The organism is Bacillus sp. A015 (assembly GCF_053851875.1).
In genome coordinates this window covers 64,983-83,058 of the sequence record NZ_JBSPZB010000017.1, presented here as the reverse complement: position 1 = coordinate 83,058, position 18,076 = coordinate 64,983, and the positions used below count along the sequence as shown (strand labels likewise).

The following is an 18,076-nucleotide window of genomic DNA, read 5'->3' as shown; positions in this document are numbered from 1 at the left end:
GTGGAACATGAGAAAAACACCTTCCTTTAGTCGGCTTTTCTCTATTATAAAATGAGGAGATGTAAATTTTAAGGGAAAAATAAAGCTGTCGAGATTTTCTCGACAGCCTGACCGGATAAATCCGGCTTTTTTCTACTATTGATATTTCTTTTTCTTTCCACAGCCGCAGCCAGTCTTCTTGATTTTCTTCGTATGAACAGATTGTTGATTTGACTGCGCTGGATAACCTTGAAGCATATGTGACGGCGTTTCAGTTGGTTTCATCGCAACCCTTCCTTTCCTATTCCATGTTAGTATATGCATTTTTTTTAAGCGTGTCTGATCAGAATGCCTGTTTATTTCACAAGCTTCGACACGACCGCTTCAATTATGCCTGCTGCTGCGGCAATCGCTAATAGTAAATTTAGCCACATGCTGATGATAGGAAAAAGTATGTATATCACAAGTAAAGCAGCAGTGCACCACATGCCCGTACACCAATAGCAGCTTAACAGCTCACCTACCCAAGACCGCAGTCCTTTTCCTTTGATGATGATATATGTCTCGACCTCACCTTGTTCGTTTACCTCTTCCTGTTCTTCATGAAATAGACGGCGGAAAGGGGCAGTAATGGTATCAAACACAATCAACCTCGTCAGTCTAAAGGATGCGAGGGCAAATATAGCAAATGACAAAGCACCGCTCAGGAACCTCCACCTCCTTCTTTCTTCTTTTTCCGTCCTTTCTTTATATATGCAAAAAGAAAGACCGCCATGATGAATCGAGTGGAAATAAAATTGGGTTGTACTTTTTCACGCTTTCTAATTCCACCTTGAGACCCTGCTGCATTAAATAATGTATAGATAAGAAAGGAGTGAAAGTATTGTCTATTGAAGAAAGTGCTGATTTATTATACACACAACTGTTAAACGAATTAATCAGCAATTATGATGATTTCATCGAAATCAAGGATTCTGAAAATGTCACGATTCATAAAACAGATGTAACAGCTGCACTCTCCCTTCAAGCGACCGTAACGACAATCATTACTCTTTTAATTCAAATTCTTGTACCAGACGATGAATTGGCTACAGACATCACAGAGCAGCTTTTATCCACACAACAAGTGACAGTCCAAAAGAAAACTGTGATTCAAATCATCAATTGTTATAACGTCACGATTACATTATCTGATGCATCCATTCTAAACTCCGTACAAATTCTCACTCAAACACTGAATGTACTCTTAGTTGAAGCCGGCATTCTTTGACCCTTTCTTTTTCTAACATTACGTATGAAAGAGGTGAAATAATCGTGGCTGAAGAGAACGAAAAAAAGGCGTTTCAAATCAATACTGATGTTGATCCATTAACAAGCCTTCTTGTGAGTGATATTTTAAACAAAAACAATATCACCGATGATCAGAAAGCAAATATCTCAGATGATCAGAGAAGAATGATTCTGAAATTAGTTGAGGACCTACAAAAGAAGGCGAATGATTTCGTAGAACAGCAGCAGGAGAAAAAAAGGCAGGCTGAAGCAGCAAAACATCTTGAAGAAGTCGAGCCTGAATCACAAGTGCGCCCCAAACGAAATTCGCTTCGAAATCGGATTCAGCAGCGCCGTGATGCGCAGCGTAATAACGATTAAATAAAAATGGGTTGCCTGCTAGGGTAAATGCCCGAGACAAAACAGTTCATTCCAGCATTTAATAAAGTAAACGGAAGGAGGAAAAGAAATGGATTCTAAACCATACTCTTGGGTCGCTCTAGATCGTAACTGTACACACCACGGCGATTACAACTACGAAAGAAAAGCTGTTTGTGACGGCCACTATTATGATGATGAAAATGTCTTACAAGACTTTGATCAAGTGAGTGTAACAAAGCAGACATCTGAGGAAGTCATTATCGTCAGAGACTCATGTGACATTAACGTATCTTCTGTTGACGCACAAGTTGCAGCATCTATCCAAGTAGCTGTTCAAACAGCGATTATCACAATTACAAATATCTCAATCGCTGATGGTGATTTGGCTGACCGCGTTACTCAAGATCTCTTGCAAGCCGCTACTCACAAACAAACAAACCGTCAAAAACTTGTCATCGAAAATTCAAGAAACGTTACAGTATCTACAATCGATGCAGACATCTCGATCGCAATCCAAACACTTACTCAGACACTTGTTGCGACAATCGTTGCAATTGGTATCCTCTAATGTACAAAAGCAGAGCGAAAAGCTCTGCTTTTCTTTTTATAAAAATACATCAAATATAAATAGTCATTTACCCACACCAACTAGAGGGCGCATACATATGTTGTTAAGGACTAAAGTCAAATACCTTGTTAAAGGAGCTGAAATCCATGAGCTGCGGAAAACACCATGGCCGACATGATGAAAACTGTGTATGCGATGCGGTTGATAAGATTTTAGCAGAGCAGGAAGCTGTAGAAGATAAATGTCCTACGAGCTGCTACAGTAATTTATTAAGCCCGACAGTTTCTGGAAAAGATACAATTCCGTTTTTACTTTTTGATAAAAAGGGCGGATTGTTCTCTACTTTCGGAAACATTGGAGGATTTGTTGACGATTGCCAATGCTTCGAATCCATCTTCTTCCGGGTTGAAAAATTAAATGACTGCTGTGCCACATTATCTGTATTAAGACCTGTTGATGTACACGGACATACGCTGAGCGTGTGTCACCCTTGTGACCCTGACTTCTTTGGTTTAGAAAAAACGGACTTTTGTATCGAGGTTGATTTGAACTGCTTCTGCGCGATCCAATGTTTAAACCCAGAACTTGTAGACAGAGTCATGCCAACGAAAGATAAAAAACATCATCACCACAGCTAAACAAATCGTCCGTTGACCTAACTTGTCATGAGTCAAAGCATCCCCTTCCTTACGAATGACAACCAATCATGCGGAGCAGTCAGCAAAAAAGCTGCCGCTTCCGCATTGATTGAACCAAAAGGCTTCAACCGGCGCAACACAACATATCGCTTGTAGATGATGACAGTGCTCAAATACTCAAACAAAATTCCTTGTATAGGAGGGTTGAATATGAGCCGCAAACATTCATGGAACTGTGTAGCAGAGGCTGTTGAAAACATTAATGACTTACAAAATGCCGTCGAAGAAGATTGCCCGACTAGCTGTTACAGCAATCTCCTTTCTCCATCACATTCATTAGGTGACACTGTCCCGTTTGTTCTATTTACATCCAAATCAAAACCATTTGTCGCATTCGGAAACGTCGGAGAAGTAGATGCAGGACCTTGCTTCAGCACTGCATTTTTCAGAGTCGAACACATCTCTGATCACTGCGCAACACTCAGCTTGCTTATTGCATTTGACAAAGACCGTCATATTTTAGATTTTACAGATAAAGATTCCGTATGTGATGTGTTCCGATTGGAAAAATCGAAGTATTGCATCGAAGTGGATCTTGACTGCTTCTGCGCAATCGAGTGCTTAACTCCACGACTCATCAACCGTAGCTGCTAACAAAAAAAGTCCCTAAATGGGACTTTTTTCATATTCATTAAAAACCAAGCGGATGAATCGAGGAGATCTCATCAATCGCTAATTCGACTGGATTTCCGCCGCCTGCTGTACGAATGATCACCGTATTTTCTTCTCTATCCATGATAATCCCTCTGTATGTTTTACCATCGGCTTCGACCAGGCAAAGTGCTCTTGGCATATTATGAGGCAGACTTGTCAGAAAATCGACCTTCTCGTCAATGTTCATTTGACTTAAAGGCTTTTTCACTCGTTTTCTTCTTGGTTCTTCTTTTGTTTCATGAAATACGCCTTCTGGCTGCTTTTCCTCTTCTTTCAGGGGCTCTCGTTCTTGTATAAGCTCTGCTTCTTCTGTGCTCTCTTGTTCTTGCTGAAGTGCAGGCGGCTCTTCTTCTTTTTTTTGCTCTACTTCCTGTGATACAGGTTCCTGCGCGCTTTCTTCGATCGGTTCTTTAGCGCTTTTTTTGTTTTCTGACGGTTTTTCTGACTTCTTTCGCTTTCTCACCATATCTTGCATGGCCGGCTTTGATTCATCATAGCTCGGCTGAACAATATACATAAGCGGCTTTTGATTCTCATCACCTTTATTTGACATACTAATCCCTCCCGAATGATTCATTCCTTATATATATGAACGGATGCTTCAAATCAGAAGAAAAATAAAAAAACAGCATACCAGTCATTGGTATGCTGCAAGTCATTTATTCGCTTAGCGGGCAATGATATGGAAGCCAGAATCAACATGAAGATTCTCACCTGTCATGCCGCGAGATAGATCACTGAATAAGAATAATGCTGTATCGCCAACTTCTTCAGGAGTTGTTGTACGGCGAAGCGGTGCACGCTCTTCAATATCCTTCAGAATCGTATTAAAGCCGCTGATTCCTTTTGCAGATAGAGTACGAATTGGGCCAGCAGAAATACTGTTCACACGGATACCTTCTGCTCCTAGATCAGCTGCTAAATATTTCACACTTGCTTCAAGTGCTGCTTTCGCTACACCCATTACATTGTAGTTAGATACAACGCGCTCACCGCCTAAGTATGTAAGCGTCACAATGCTTCCGCCCTCTGTCATCAATGGACGTGCAGCTTTTGCTACTGCTGTTAATGAGTATGCACTAATGTTGTGCGCCAAAAGGAAACCTTCACGGTTCGTGTTCAAATATTCACCGACAAGCTCTTCCTTGTTTGCAAATGCAATCGCATGCGCAACACCATGAATCACTTGTACTTTTTCTTTAATTGTTGCAAAGCATTTTTCAATTTCTTCATCACTTGTCACATCACAAGGAAGAATAATTGAATCATCACGCTCAAGTGTGCTTGCAAGCTCTTTCACAGATTCAGCAAGACGGTCTCCAACGTAAGTAAAAATCAAACGTGCTCCTGCTTCGTGAAGTGAGCGAGCAATCCCCCACGCGATGCTTCGTTTATTGGCAACACCCATCACCACAATATTACGGCCTTCTAAAGAAAAGTTCATATGTATTAAAGCCTCCTATTTTTTCAAGACATAGTATTAGTACCTGATCATAATATTATCACAGATCATGAGATATTGACAATTTCCGATGAAAGAAAGTTTCTTTTTAGCCCTTTGTCTTCTTTTCAGCGTGATTGATAGCCCTTGAAGTCTAGGAAGGACAAGTACTGGCACGGAGCGAATTTGACATTCGGGAGCACCAGCACGCAGGACTAACAAAGAATGCGAGGGTTTGTCTACACACTGAGACCGTCCCCACAAGTGAAGACGGTCTAATTTTTATCCTTTGATCCTGTTTTGCTGATAAGCAAAATGGTTGGTAGGCCCGTGACCAGCGCCAATATGCAAAGGATATTTGATGGCTTCATGGACAAAGGTTTCTGCTGTTTCAAAGGCTTCCTTCATGGGACATCCTTTGGCTATTTCCGCTGTTAATGCCGCTGCAAAAGTACAGCCTGTGCCATGTGTATGTGGTGTATCAATATGTTCATTTGTGACTTCAATAAAGCCTTTTCCATCATACAACAGGTCTGTGATCAGGCCGTCAGATGGACCGTGTCCACCTTTGATCAAAACGTATTTCGTGCCGAGCTCATAAAGACGTTCTGCTGCTAGGTAGCGATCCTCTTTTGTCTGAATGCGTATGCCTGTCAGCACTTCTGCCTCAGGAAGATTAGGCGTTACTGCATAGCTGACAGGCAGCAAGTGTGTTTTCATTGCAGAGACAGCATCTTCATTTAATAAAGAAGCCCCGCCTTTTGCAATCATGACTGGATCTACAATCAGCTTCATCTGATATTGAAGCGTTTTTTCAGCGACCGTGTTGATCATTTCAGCACTCCACAGCATCCCTGTTTTGACGGCATCTGGCAGTAAGTCTTCTGCCACTGCATCTATTTGACTTTTGAGCGCCTCGATAGAAAGCGGATATATCCCATGAACACCAAGTGTGTTTTGCGCTGTAATCGCTGTGATCGCAGACATTCCGTACACCCCGAGCTCCTGAAAAGTTTTCAAATCTGCTTGAATGCCTGCTCCGCCGCCAGAATCAGAACCCGCGATGGTTAATGCCTTTTTAATCGTCATTTCATCACACCCTCTCATTAGCCAATCCATTGATGATAAATGGTTCTCGCTTTGACAATATCACTTGTACCATGTACAAGCGCCCTGCCATCTTTGAATAAGACGAGCTTGAACTCATCCTTTTGACAAGAAAGCAAATACGGATTTTCAAGCACATCCATTCCTGCTTTCTTTAACCGAATGGCCACTTCATGTAAAGGCGGTGGCGTCCCTGCTGCACTGCGGATTTGCACCGTATTGCGGCCACAAAGTACGTCTGCCTTCGCTCTCTGGTCATATGAGAGAAATGGATATGTCTTTAGTCCACAGCTTGGACATTTCTCCTTCTTTAAAGACAAGACGGACCGAATGTCAGACCGTTCATTTGTCCATAAATCAAAGGATCTTAATATCGGAGTCACTTGATGTCCTGTTAAACATTTAAGAGCATCTGCCACTTGATATGCCGCCACCTGCTGCACAACCGGGCTAATGATACCTGCTGTATCACATGTCATGCCTTGTGCAGGTAAATGCTCAAGCAAGCAGTGTAAACACGGCGCCTCTCCCGGAATGACAGTGAATTGAATGCCATAACTGGCTACACAGGCTCCATAAAGGAAAGGAATTTGATGTTTGATGGCCGCATCATTTGCGATCATTCGCACCTCAAAATTATCCGCTGCATCCACAATGATCGAAGCCCCGCTGACGAGTTCATCAATATTTTGAGCAGTCACATCAATGACGATTCCTCTTACACGGACTTCACTGTTCACCTGCTTGAGTCTTTTTTCAGCCGCCACAGCCTTTGGCAGCCGGTCTTGTACATCTTGCTCTGTGTAAAGCTGCTGACGCTGAAGGTTGCTCCATTCAATATAATCTCTATCCAAAATGGTGACAGAGCCCACGCCAGCTCGAACGAGCATTTCAGCACTAGCTGTTCCTAGGGCCCCCGCTCCAATAATGACAGCTTTTGAGGCGTTTAGCCGCTTTTGTCCATCTGTTCCGATCGGCCGAAAAAGCTCTTGGCGTGAATAACGTGTGCTCAAAACGCTGGCATCCCTTCCTGCGGACTGCTGGCTGTACCATAGTTTTTCAGCGGAATACGTCCTGCTTCAAAACCTAATCTTCCTGATTCAATGGCCAGCTTCATCGCTTTTGCCATTTTCACAGGGTCCTTTGCACCAGACACGGCAGTATTCAGTAATACAGCGTCAGCCCCTAGTTCCATCGCATAAGCCGCATCCTTAGGAGAGCCTACGCCCGCATCAATAATGACCGGTACCTTCGCCTGCTCGATAATAAACGAGAGATGCAGAGGGTTTAGTAGGCCTTGACCTGAACCGATTGGAGAGGCTCCTGGCATGATGGCGTGTACACCGAGTTCTTCTAGTTTTCTTGCCAGCACCACATCATCTGATGTATATGGCAGCACGATAAAACCTTCTTCCAATAGCATTTCAGATGCTTTTAGCGTTTCGACTGGATCTGGCAGAAGGGATCTTGAACAGCCAATCACTTCTACCTTAATCATGTCACACAGCCCCGAAGCCTTCGCTAAACGGGCAATACGCACCGCTTCTTCCGCTGTACTTGCGCCTGCTGTATTTGGAAGTAATGTATATTTTGATAAATCAAGCTGCTCTAAAAAATTCGGCTGAGATGCTTCAAAAATGTTCATTCTTCGCACAGCAAAGGTCAAAATTTCAGCTTCCGATACGTTCACTGCTTCCTTTTGAACCTCAAATGATGGATACTTTCCTGTACCAAGTAATAGTCTTGATGTGAATGTTTTTCCGCCAATGTGTAGCATTGTGTCATCCTCCTCCTACAAAGTGAACGATTTCAATCGTGTCATTTGGTTGAATTTCTACTTGTTGAAACGTTTTTTTATCAATAATTTCTTGGTTCTTTTCGACGATCACCACACGATTTTCCAGCTGATAGGCTGATAGCAGATCATAGATCGTTCCATTCTCTTTATCGAAATCAACCACTCTGCCATTCAATTGAATTTTCATACGAACAATGCCTCCTTTCGGCCAATACGAAACGCTTGAAGCCATTCCTCTTGGACAGGCTCGCCTAATATCAGGTCGCGAATGATTTCTCCAGTAATTGGCGCAAGTAAAATGCCATTCCGGTAATGTCCCGTTGCAAAAAGAATACGCTCATCTTCCGGGTGTCTTCCGATATAGGGATGCCGGTCGCTTGTCGCCGGACGAAGACCTGCCCAGCACTCTTCAATCGGCATCTCCTTGATAGAAGGCATGAGCTGAGACGCTTTTTGAATAACAGCCTCAATACCGCCAAGTGTCGGAACGGCCTGCCACTCATTTGGCTTCATCGTTGCACCAATGACCAGCTTTCCACTATCTCTTTGAACGACATAACAATGATCATGATAAATGGTATGTGCAAGTGCTGGACCGCTGTTCCATACAGACACACATTCTCCTTTGACTGGATAGAGAGAATGAGATAATCCCAGCTCTTCAAAAAACCGGCCAGACCATACACCACTTGCTACAGTGAGGTGATCACATGTGAATGTGCCTTCGGCTGTTCTGATAGTCAATGCCTCTTGATCCCGCTCCACTTCGATAACGGGTGTAAACTCCTTCACATCCGCCCCGTACCGAACGGCCGCCTGCCACAATGCCCTGCATACCGCATAAGGCTCAACATGAACATCCTCTTCAATGAAACCTGCTCCCATGATGTCATCTGCGATTTGCGGCATACGTTTTTTCACACAACTTGCTTCAAGCCATTGAAACGTAGACAAATGCTGCATCCGGCAAAGTGCACGTTTTTCTTCTTCTGTAAAGGCCACCTTCATAATACCGCCCGCTGATGTCCGAATATCAATGCCTGATTCATGCCGAAGATCGACTTTTAATTTTTCGTATAATGCCTGACTTGCTCTGCCCACTTGAAAAAAAATATCCTCATGACCCTCTCCTTCAGCATGTGCACCAAGCATCCCAGCAGCCGCACTCGTCGTTTGCTTCCCTATCTCATTTGCCTCAAGTAAAAGAGCCTGCTTTCCTGCTTTTGCAAGGTGATAGGCAATTGACATCCCTATGATTCCACCGCCAATGATTGCAACGTCATAATGCTTTTTCATAAGGATTCTCCTTTAGCTTTTTAGAAAATGCTTGCGCCATGATGTGCGGCTGATGGTGAGTGAAAATTCCCGACATGACAGCAATCCCTTTCACATTCACATGCATCAATTCTGGGATTCGATCAGGCGTCAATCCGCCAATGACCACCACCGGAATGGACAGCGCAGAAGTCAGTTCTTCCACAAGCTTTACGCCTCTCGCCTTAAGTCCTGGTTTACATGAGGTGTCATATATGTGCCCAAACATGACATACTCTGCACCGCTTTCCTCGGCCGCTTTGGCTTCTTCTATCGAATGAACAGACACACCCGTATGAAGGTGAGGAAATTTTTGTCGCAGCTCCTTTGGCGAAAAGCTGTGACCTGGGAGATGTACCCGGTGAATATTGGTGAGCAGCGCGACGTCTACTCGGTCATTGATAACGAGTTTCTCTTTCGGTACACCTTCTGAAAGGAGTTGTCTCACGAGATCAACAAGTTCACTTGCTGTTTTAGACCGTTCCCGGATATGAATAAAGTCCACTTCAGATTCAATGGCTTTTATTTGCTTGATCAGCTCATTGACAGGAAACGAATCATTTGTCACTGCGTGGAGTTCCATTTGCACCAACCCCATCCAAGCATGCTGTTTGCCACGTTTCTTTTTTATACGCCATCTCCCAGAAATGGTATTCATAATAGCTTGAAATCACAAAATTTTCTTTCATATTGGCCCGCACATGTTCTGGTGCTTTTTCCGCGAGTTCATCAAAGCGGTTGACCTGTTCAAAGACAAGCTCTTTAAACCAATCTCCTCCATATGTCAAAATCCATTCTTGATAAATCGGATGGTCAGGTGTCGTTTGTTTCAGCTTTTCTCCCACCTCATAATATAGCCAGTAGCACGGTAATAACGCGGCTAAAATTTCTTCAAATCGTCCGCTTTTCACAGACCTGTACATATGTGAGGTATACGCATAAGCAGTGGGTGAAGGCTTAAAGCTTTCAAGTGCTTCATCAGAGCTCTGAAGCAGCTCTGTGAACTTTCTATGCAGCGATAGCTCTGCTTCATACGTGCCCTGCGCATGATACGCCATTCTGCCCGTCGTATGTAAGTCCTCACTAATGGCAGCTCCATATGCTTGCATCTTTGCGAAATGAGTTAAATAATACGAATCCTGCATCACGTAATAGGTGAACCGATCGAGTGAAAGTGTGCCATCTCCAATCCCTTTTACAAAAGGATGCGTAAAGCTTCCATTCCACCATGTTGCTGCTGCCTCTTTACATTCCTTTGAAAATGTCATGTTTCTCTCCTCCTGTTTCTTCATATAAAAAAGCCACTTTCCGCGTGGAAAGTGGCTTGGAGTTTGTCAAAAGCATAGTCAAAAACCGCACCACTTCCCTACGCAGGTATGAACCTGTTCAGGTAATGAGGGTCTAAAAGTCGACACTTTTATCTCAGCCCTTTTAAAGGACTCCCCTAGTGGATCAAACATATAATGTTGTACCTCTATCTTAATCAGGAATTGTTCATTGGTCAAGGGTTCATTGCAACTCTAATTGGGCTCTAAGTCCTGCTACATACTCCCGGGAGCCTGACACAAGCACGCGGTCTCCGCTTCTGAGCGTCGTATCACCGTGCGGTACTAAGCTGTCTACCCCTCTAAAAATACGGACAAACACCAAATCGCCGGTAAAAGGGAATTCCCGCAGCATGACATTATGATACCGATGATTGTTCATTTGAATTTGATACAAAGAAGAATCCTCATTTGTTAACAATCGAATCGCATCAGGTGCTTCAATTAACGCTCTCAGCACCGTTTTAGATGATAGGAAATTAGAAAAAGTATCAATGCCCGCTTCCTTCAGCGTCAGCTCTGCATCAGCTTTGTTAACACTTGCAATGACTTGTTTCGCCCCTTCTTCTTTGGCAAATAAAGCAATTTCCTTATTTTGCGTCTCACTGCCTGTTGCTACGACTAGAACATCCTCCCGGCCGATGCCTGCCTTTCTCAGCGTCTCATCGTCGTACTCTTCAATCGCTTCAACTTCAAAGATCGAGTCGGCAAGCAGTGCTTCTTTATTTTCTTGAAACACATGCAAAATACGGATGTCATATTCATCCTGATGCAAGTCAAGTGTCACAGGTAACGTCAGCTGGTTTGCGCCAATAAAGGTCACACGCTTTTTTTGATTCGCTTCTTGTTCTTTTTTAAACAGCGCTTTAAACCAAACAGGCGTTAAAATACTCGTCAACACAGCGACTAAAATCAGTGCGCCTGACATTTTATGATCAATGACACCGAGCCGCTCCCCAATCGTCGCAGCTGCAATGACGAGTGATAACGTCGATGTTAATAAAAAGCCGGCGCCGATGACTTTTTTCATGTCATACCATTTTTTCAAATAAAGAATTGGAATTAGCTTACTAAGCAGTAATGCAATAAACAATAGCGGAATCATGATCATAATGGTTGGGTCCTTGAACAGCGCCCATATATTCAAGTCCACACCGACCATCACAAAAAAGATCGGGATTAAAAATCCGTAACCAAATGAGTCCAGCTGCTGGACAAGCTCTTTATTTGGCGAAAGAAGGGACACGAGCACGCCTGCTAAAAACGCCCCAAGAATATTTTCAGCACCGAGTGATTCAGATAAGGCAACTAAGACTATAATGAGAGTAAAGATTGCCCTTGTCCCAATTTGCACCGTTCCTTTTGACATGGACTGAAAAATGGATTTTGTCTTAAATACTCGGCCAAATAAATAAAGAAGAATGCCTGCTGCAAATAATAATAGCAGAAGCCACATGTTCCCTGTTCCATCGCCATAAATGGAGGAAAACACAGCAAGTAAAATCATCGTCACCAAATCAGCAATGACGGCCACAAGCAGAATGATTTGACCAATATTCGTCTTCATCAACTTTTCCTCTTTTAAGGTTGGAACCACTACACCTAATGAGATGGTGGAAATGATGAGCGTCATTAAAAAGGCATTTTGAATAAACCCTGCAAGTACAAACGCATAGGACAGGATAAAGGAAATACAAAATACCCCAAGAAAAATAATGATGGCTGCTTTAAACGTATTTGGTTCTTTTAAACCATTTGGAAGTTCTCGTGCTTTCTTCTTTGATTCAAAAGAAGAAAAATCTATTTCAAGTCCACTTAAAAACATCAGAAAAATAAAACCGAGCATGGATAACGTATCTAGCCATGCATCATGTTCGACAACCAGTTGAAACCCGCTTTTTCCAATGATGAGCCCCATGATAATTTCAGCGACAACGACCGGAATGGTCAACTTAAATCGGTGCAATAAAATGGGGGTGAAAAAGGCTACAATAATAACGACAACGAGTGATGAAACAGATGTATGCTCCATTGGCTAAAGCCTCCTAACATTGATATTTAATCTTTTAAGACTTACGTTAAAGCATTGATTCTAACAATTGCCTAAATGAAATGAAAGTCATTCGTTATATTTTCTAAAATTCAAATTTCTTTATACCCGATGAATGGATGAGAAAGATCAGGAGGAAACCTTATGAAATTCGATATCATTGGTGATATCCACGGCTGCTACGAAGAGCTGCTTACCCTCATATACAAACTAGGATACGAACTCAAACATGGATTACCCGTCCATCCTGATAAGAGAACGCTAGCACTTGTCGGTGATTTAACAGATCGAGGCCCTCAATCAGTAGACGTGATGCAATTTGTCATACATGCCTATTCAAATGAAGCGATCCGTTACGTGCCTGGAAACCATTGCTTTAAGCTTTATCGCTATTTGAAAGGAAATCCCGTTAAATTACTGCATGGCATTGAAACAACAGTGAACGAAATAAAAAAACTGCCGCTTCATGAAAAAAACAAATTATCACATGAATTTAAACAGTTATTTGAGAAGGCTCCGCTTTATGATGTGCTGATTCCAGATGAGCTGATCATTGCACACGCAGCGATGAAGGAAAAGGATATTGGAAAGAAGCCGGATAAACAGATGCGATCCTATCTATTATTTGGCGCTGTCACAGGAGAAACTTGGCCAGATGGACGGCCTGTGCGGAAGGATTGGGCAAAGGAATATGAAGGGAAACCGTGGATTGTTTACGGTCATACACCAGTGAAAGAACCTCGATTCGTTGGCAGAACAGTCAATATTGATACAGGCTGCGTTTTTGGAAATCAGCTGTCGGCTCTTCAATATCCTGAGCTTGAAACTGTCTCTGTCCCTTCATCTATGCCTTATGATGATTCTAGGTTCCAGCATTTCACATCATAAAAAACCCGGCCCTGCTTTGCAGGTGACCGGGTTTTCATTGTTTAAAGAAGCAATGCCTTCATGTCAGCTGGCAATGGAGCCAAAAATGTCATTTGCTCACCTGTCATCGGATGAGGAAAGGCAAGTGTTTCACTATGGAGCGCCTGCCGGTCTAACCGCTCGCTCGTTCCGCCATACAGCGTATCACCGATGAGCGGATGACCAAGATATTGCATGTGCACACGAATTTGATGTGTTCTTCCAGTTTCAAGTACAAGAGACACATCCGACATGTTCAAATCAGCGTCTACCTGTCGCACTGTATAATGCGTCACTGCCTCCTGGCCAGCCTCATCGACCATGCGTTCAATGATACTATCCCCTTTTCGGGCAATTTTTGCACGAACGGTCCCGTGCTTTTGTGCAATTATGCCTTGTGTAAAAGCTCTGTATGTTCGCTTGACTTCCCCTTTTTTTTGCGCTTTTGATAAAAGGCTGTGGGCAAAGCGATGTTTGGCGACAAGCATCACACCAGATGTATCACGATCAAGACGGCTCACCAAATGAACCGTCAGCCGAACAGACTGCTCGGCATAATGGTAAAGCAGACCATTCGCAATGCTGTGCTCAGGGTGCTCTCTAGAAGGAATGGATGGGATATATGGCTTTTTATTCAGCACAAGCACATGCTCATCCTCAAATATAATATCCAGCGGAATCGGGGCTGGTTTTAGCCCTTCACTCACTTTTTCCTCAGGAAATAAAATGGTGAGCCTGTCTCCCTCGTGCAGCTCGTATCTCACGGTGACATGCTCTCCATTAATCAACAGATCACCGCCATCAAATTTAATATCAGTCAGCATTCTTTTCGAAATGCCAAGATCAATTAAATAGTCCTTTAAGAGCAGCCCCTTTTCTTTGGCTGTCATGGTTTTGGTTAACGTAAAGTATTCCAGCGAGAACGACCTCTTTCTTATTCTCCTTTTCCGATAAAGGAATCTTGCACCCTTTTCCAAAACGGAAATGGTCTAAATCGGGCAAAACGAACATTCTCGTCTGCCACCCGGCATTGAATAGATTTAACATCTTTATGAAGCAGCGACAAATGATCAATTGTTACCTGAAAATCAACATCATTAATTGGTTTGATCACACAAGTATGGTGGTCTGGCAAAATCAGCGGTGAACCGACCGTCCGGAATACTCTGTTGTTGATTGAGGCCATTTCTGCCAGCTGAATGGCTCTAATGGAAGGGTGAATAATCGCACCCCCAAGTGCTTTATTATAGGCCGTACTGCCAGATGGCGTAGACAAACAAAGACCGTCACCTCTGAAAGTTTCAAAAAGCTGCCCCCTAATTTCAACATCTGCCACAAGCGTACCTTCCATACTTTTAATTGTACATTCATTCATTGCTAAATATTTCTCTTCCCGGCCGCCGTCGTTGTATCTGACGATGACTTCAAGAATCGGATATTCCACAATATGATAAGGCGTTTTGGCAATCGCTAGGACAAGCTTTTCGATTTCACTTGGCACCCAATCAGCATAAAAACCAAGATGACCTGTATGAACACCAACAAAAGCTGTTTCATTCAGGCGGTTGCTATAGCGGTGAAAGGCATATAAAAGGGTTCCGTCTCCTCCAACAGTAATGACAAGATCCGGTTCCTCTTCATTTAATTCCATTCCAAAATCCAATAAGTAGGTCTGAATTTTATTTTTGAGTGTGTCAGATACAGAATTCCCTTTCGAAGAAACTGCAAATTTCATGAATTCTTCTCCTTTTCCACCTTGCTGCTATGAGAGGGCAGCATCATATTTGATCAACCTTAGGCTCAGCTATCGTTTTTCTTTTTCCGGGAAAATGCCACTTGTGCTTCTTGAATTTCCCCTCTGATTTCAGACATCTCATCATCAAGAAGAGATGCTGCCTCAGAAGCTCTTTGAAGGCGCAGTTTGACCTTCTCTGGGATATTCCCGCTATATTTATAATTCAGAGAATGCTCGATGGTCGCCCAAAAGTTCATAGCAAGCGTACGAATTTGGATTTCGACAAGGAGCTGCTTCTCTCCGTTGACTGTTTGCAGCGGATATAACACAACAAGGTGGTACGAGCGGTATCCGCTTTCTTTATGTTCCGCAATATAGTCGCGTTTATCTACAACCACAAAGTCTTTTCGTGACTGGAGCATTTTTTTCACAACTTGTATATCTTCTACAAACTGACACATAATGCGAAGCCCAGCAATATCCTGCATTGTTTCAATCTCATGCATCGGGATGTTTTTACGTTTTGCCTTTTCTAATATGCTGGCAACGGGTTTCACTCGGCCTGTGACAAATTCTACTGGTGAATGGTCATCCTCAAATTCATACAGCTTTCGAATGCCTTTTAGTTTCACTTTTAATTCTTCGACTGCTTGTTTATACGGTGCGAGGAATTGATCCCATTGTTTTTTGTCCATGAAATTTCCCCCAATTCCAAATACCTAATTATTTCAGAGGAATGTGCTCTTCACTTTCTCTTCCATATCTCCGTAATTGGCATTGTCTTTAATATTGTCGATTAAATAGTTTAATTCCTGATGAAGTTGAATGAGTTCTAACGATTGTTCTTCCGCCGCCAAATAGACAGGGATGTCAAGATTCATTGCTTCTTTTATTGGAGCCCATGTATGTTCCCCTAAAATAAGATACATAAAAGACTCCTCGGTTTCGAGTATGTAAACGAACGCAAAGTGATCAGAATCAACAAGCATTTGTCCTGATGCTTTTGCTTTTTGAATTTGCTCCTCTGACTGGATCGTCAAAATCAGCCTGTCTTCTTTTAAAATTGCTTCTGTGATTTCATTTCTGTTTTGCATCATGATCTCCTTTACAACAAAGTACAGCTTTATTTTATCATATCAAGTTCAATATTGATAAACCGAACTTTTTTGCGAAAATGCCGTTTTCTTCTTTTATATGATCATTTCACACCATTCAGCCTAAATGTTCGCACATGTTAAAGGACTAATTAAAAAAAAACAGACTTTTACATAGAGAACACACATCATGTACAATATGAATATTTCCTCTAAATGAAAGGTTGATGTCAAAATGGCACAGGAAATTGAAATCGAACTAAAGCAATTATTAATGAAAGAAGAATTTGAACAGCTAAAACAATATTTTCAATTGAAGGATGCGGATTTCCGCACTCAAACCAACTATTACTTTGATACACCTCAATTTGATATAAAATCTCAATTTGCTGCATTAAGAATGAGAGAAAAAGACGGTCAGTGGGTCCTCACGTTAAAAGAACCACATGAGATAGGCTTGCTCGAAACCCACCAAACGATAGCTCCTCCCACTTGCCTTGACGATTTTGAGCTGCCAGAAGGTGAGGTGTCAGACCGGTTAGACCGCCTGAACATTCAAAGGGATCAAATTGTGTATTTTGGTTCGCTTGAAACATCAAGAGCAGAAAAAATGATTGAAGAAGGCTTAATTGTTTTGGATCACAGCCGATATTTAACAGTAGAGGACTATGAACTTGAATTTGAAGTGAGTGACTTAGAAATCGGACAAGCCGCATTCTCCGCACTGCTCCGTCAATTTCAGATCCCAGCACGAAACACGAAAAACAAAGTGGTTCGTTTTTATGAAGAGAAAATGAAAACACAGAATAGATGAATTCCTTGAAGGAGGAACATGATGAACGTCAATCAACTTCAATCCTTTATGCAGCTTCAAGCGCTCAAAACGTTACAATCGGATAACGGGCAATCGCAAATGCCGACTGGTCAAGAATCGAGTGCTCAAGCTTCATTCCAGTCGCTGTTGCAAGATTTTTTAGGCGGATCAGAACTATCACGTCTCCCGCTCTCAATCTCTGCTTTTATGGGAACGGACCCATCAACAGCTCCGAACACGCAATATGCGCGTTCGAATCCATACCTATCTGCCATCGGCGGCAGTGAACAGCTTCAAGCTCAGTCTTTATATGCAGATGACGCTCAATTAAATACGGCGAATGGCATTGGAAACGTCGTAAACAACAGCTATACGCCGCCGCTTCAAAAAGCGGTCTCAAGCGGTTCATCAAAAGAGATGAATCAGATCGTATCACAAATGGCTCAAAAGCACGGCGTTCCAGAGAAGCTGATTCACGCGGTGATCAAGCAAGAATCCGGCTATCGTACGAATGCTGTCAGCCATGCAGGTGCGCTTGGACTCATGCAGCTCATGCCGTCTACTGCTAAATCACTTGGCGTGAGCAATGCCTTTGATGCGGCCCAAAACATTGAAGGCGGAACGAAGTATTTAAAACAAATGCTTCAGAAATATAATGGAAATGTCTCACTCGCCTTAGCTGCTTATAACGCAGGCTCAGGAAATGTAGATAAATACGGAGGCATTCCCCCCTTTAAAGAGACACAAAATTATGTAAAGAAAATCACAGCTCAATATTATGCCTAAACCGAAGAGAATAACCTCTTCGGTTTTTTGTATGTCGCTTTTCACCCTTTTTTGACTGAATGTGTTATGATATGGTCAATTGATCACGGAACCCCTCTCTCTCTGTATTTCAAATAGGCCAAAGCGGTTTGTTTGTGGAATTGAGTTGAGGTTGTTA

24 protein-coding genes and 1 riboswitch are annotated in these 18,076 nt (G+C 42.6%); of the genes, 8 read left to right on the top strand and 16 right to left on the bottom strand.

Going from position 1 to position 18,076, the window contains the following annotated elements:
• Positions 1-135 precede the first annotated feature (135 nt).
• Both ACSLGF_RS14240 and ACSLGF_RS14235 read right to left on the bottom strand, forming a co-directional pair.
• Positions 136-264, bottom strand: a complete 129-nt coding sequence (locus ACSLGF_RS14240) for a hypothetical protein (protein WP_256499472.1) — start codon at positions 262-264, stop codon at positions 136-138.
• A gap of 71 nt (positions 265-335) precedes the next feature.
• The gene (locus ACSLGF_RS14235) at positions 336-686 is read right to left on the bottom strand and encodes a DUF1360 domain-containing protein (protein WP_456006534.1); all 351 of its coding nucleotides are present in this window, start codon (positions 684-686) and stop codon (positions 336-338) included.
• A gap of 167 nt (positions 687-853) precedes the next feature.
• Here ACSLGF_RS14235 and ACSLGF_RS14230 point away from each other — a divergent pair, with 167 nt between their 5' ends.
• The 5 genes from ACSLGF_RS14230 to ACSLGF_RS14210 all read left to right on the top strand — a co-directional run bounded on the left by ACSLGF_RS14230 (position 854) and on the right by ACSLGF_RS14210 (position 3,489).
• Complete coding sequence (locus ACSLGF_RS14230; RefSeq protein ID WP_230030893.1) at positions 854-1,249, top strand: spore coat protein; 396 nt, start codon at positions 854-856, stop codon at positions 1,247-1,249.
• Between the two features lie 44 nt (positions 1,250-1,293).
• Entirely contained in the window at positions 1,294-1,629 is a 336-nt protein-coding gene (locus tag ACSLGF_RS14225) for a spore coat protein (RefSeq protein ID WP_456006516.1), read from the top strand.
• 88 nt (positions 1,630-1,717) lie between these two features.
• Entirely contained in the window at positions 1,718-2,197 is a 480-nt protein-coding gene (locus tag ACSLGF_RS14220) for a spore coat protein (protein WP_456006513.1), read from the top strand.
• 146 nt (positions 2,198-2,343) lie between these two features.
• Positions 2,344-2,835, top strand: a complete 492-nt coding sequence (locus tag ACSLGF_RS14215) for a CotY/CotZ family spore coat protein (protein WP_099727567.1) — start codon at positions 2,344-2,346, stop codon at positions 2,833-2,835.
• Between the two features lie 210 nt (positions 2,836-3,045).
• Positions 3,046-3,489, top strand: a complete 444-nt coding sequence (locus tag ACSLGF_RS14210; RefSeq protein ID WP_456006511.1) for a CotY/CotZ family spore coat protein — start codon at positions 3,046-3,048, stop codon at positions 3,487-3,489.
• Between the two features lie 37 nt (positions 3,490-3,526).
• Here ACSLGF_RS14210 and ACSLGF_RS14205 read toward each other — a convergent pair whose 3' ends face one another.
• From ACSLGF_RS14205 to ACSLGF_RS14160, 10 genes are all read right to left on the bottom strand, one after another.
• Positions 3,527-4,102, bottom strand: coding sequence for a CotO family spore coat protein (locus tag ACSLGF_RS14205; RefSeq protein WP_456006508.1), 576 nt, complete (start codon positions 4,100-4,102; stop codon positions 3,527-3,529).
• A 114-nt stretch (positions 4,103-4,216) separates the two neighbouring features.
• Entirely contained in the window at positions 4,217-4,993 is a 777-nt protein-coding gene (fabI, locus tag ACSLGF_RS14200) for an enoyl-ACP reductase FabI (protein ID WP_003211867.1), read from the bottom strand.
• A gap of 279 nt (positions 4,994-5,272) precedes the next feature.
• Positions 5,273-6,079, bottom strand: a complete 807-nt coding sequence (gene thiD, locus ACSLGF_RS14195; RefSeq protein ID WP_456006506.1) for a bifunctional hydroxymethylpyrimidine kinase/phosphomethylpyrimidine kinase — start codon at positions 6,077-6,079, stop codon at positions 5,273-5,275.
• A gap of 17 nt (positions 6,080-6,096) precedes the next feature.
• Positions 6,097-7,110 carry a thiazole biosynthesis adenylyltransferase ThiF gene (locus ACSLGF_RS14190; protein ID WP_456006503.1) on the bottom strand — a complete coding sequence of 338 codons (1,014 nt, stop codon included), beginning with the start codon at positions 7,108-7,110 and terminating at the stop codon, positions 6,097-6,099.
• Positions 7,107-7,874, bottom strand: a complete 768-nt coding sequence (locus ACSLGF_RS14185; RefSeq protein ID WP_456006500.1) for a thiazole synthase — start codon at positions 7,872-7,874, stop codon at positions 7,107-7,109. The genes ACSLGF_RS14190 and ACSLGF_RS14185 overlap by 4 nt, the downstream gene beginning before the upstream one ends.
• A 4-nt stretch (positions 7,875-7,878) precedes the next feature.
• Positions 7,879-8,082 (bottom strand): sulfur carrier protein ThiS, encoded by a 204-nt coding sequence (thiS, locus tag ACSLGF_RS14180; RefSeq protein ID WP_456006498.1) that lies wholly within the window; start codon positions 8,080-8,082, stop codon positions 7,879-7,881.
• Positions 8,079-9,191 (bottom strand): glycine oxidase ThiO, encoded by a 1,113-nt coding sequence (gene thiO, locus ACSLGF_RS14175; RefSeq protein ID WP_456006495.1) that lies wholly within the window; start codon positions 9,189-9,191, stop codon positions 8,079-8,081. Before thiO ends, thiS begins: the two co-directional genes overlap by 4 nt.
• Entirely contained in the window at positions 9,175-9,792 is a 618-nt protein-coding gene (gene tenI, locus ACSLGF_RS14170) for a thiazole tautomerase TenI (protein WP_456006492.1), read from the bottom strand. The genes thiO and tenI overlap by 17 nt, the downstream gene beginning before the upstream one ends.
• Positions 9,767-10,477, bottom strand: coding sequence for a thiaminase II (gene tenA, locus ACSLGF_RS14165; RefSeq protein ID WP_456006489.1), 711 nt, complete (start codon positions 10,475-10,477; stop codon positions 9,767-9,769). Before tenA ends, tenI begins: the two co-directional genes overlap by 26 nt.
• Before the next feature lie 78 nt (positions 10,478-10,555).
• Positions 10,556-10,665, bottom strand: a riboswitch (TPP riboswitch).
• Positions 10,666-10,718: 53 nt separating this feature from the next.
• Positions 10,719-12,566: a monovalent cation:proton antiporter family protein gene (locus tag ACSLGF_RS14160; RefSeq protein WP_456006486.1), complete on the bottom strand. Its 1,848-nt coding sequence runs from the start codon at positions 12,564-12,566 to the stop codon at positions 10,719-10,721.
• A 162-nt stretch (positions 12,567-12,728) separates the two neighbouring features.
• On the opposite strand from ACSLGF_RS14160, the gene prpE reads away from it, so the two are divergent.
• Positions 12,729-13,472, top strand: a complete 744-nt coding sequence (prpE, locus tag ACSLGF_RS14155; protein ID WP_456006484.1) for a bis(5'-nucleosyl)-tetraphosphatase PrpE — start codon at positions 12,729-12,731, stop codon at positions 13,470-13,472.
• Between the two features lie 41 nt (positions 13,473-13,513).
• Here the strand turns inward: prpE and ACSLGF_RS14150 are convergent, their stop codons facing one another.
• From ACSLGF_RS14150 to ACSLGF_RS14135, 4 genes are all read right to left on the bottom strand, one after another.
• Positions 13,514-14,407, bottom strand: coding sequence for an RluA family pseudouridine synthase (locus ACSLGF_RS14150; protein WP_456006531.1), 894 nt, complete (start codon positions 14,405-14,407; stop codon positions 13,514-13,516).
• 17 nt (positions 14,408-14,424) lie between these two features.
• Positions 14,425-15,225 carry an NAD kinase gene (locus ACSLGF_RS14145; RefSeq protein WP_008355343.1) on the bottom strand — a complete coding sequence of 267 codons (801 nt, stop codon included), beginning with the start codon at positions 15,223-15,225 and terminating at the stop codon, positions 14,425-14,427.
• 65 nt (positions 15,226-15,290) lie between these two features.
• Positions 15,291-15,920, bottom strand: coding sequence for a GTP pyrophosphokinase (locus ACSLGF_RS14140; RefSeq protein ID WP_099727579.1), 630 nt, complete (start codon positions 15,918-15,920; stop codon positions 15,291-15,293).
• A gap of 33 nt (positions 15,921-15,953) precedes the next feature.
• Positions 15,954-16,319: a UPF0738 family protein gene (locus ACSLGF_RS14135; protein ID WP_456006481.1), complete on the bottom strand. Its 366-nt coding sequence runs from the start codon at positions 16,317-16,319 to the stop codon at positions 15,954-15,956.
• A gap of 235 nt (positions 16,320-16,554) precedes the next feature.
• Here ACSLGF_RS14135 and ACSLGF_RS14130 point away from each other — a divergent pair, with 235 nt between their 5' ends.
• A complete protein-coding gene (locus ACSLGF_RS14130) occupies positions 16,555-17,133 on the top strand; it encodes a CYTH domain-containing protein (RefSeq protein WP_456006479.1) in 579 nt (192 codons plus the stop codon).
• 21 nt (positions 17,134-17,154) lie between these two features.
• Positions 17,155-17,919 carry a lytic transglycosylase domain-containing protein gene (locus ACSLGF_RS14125; protein WP_456006477.1) on the top strand — a complete coding sequence of 255 codons (765 nt, stop codon included), beginning with the start codon at positions 17,155-17,157 and terminating at the stop codon, positions 17,917-17,919.
• The last annotated feature ends 157 nt before the right edge of the window (positions 17,920-18,076 follow it).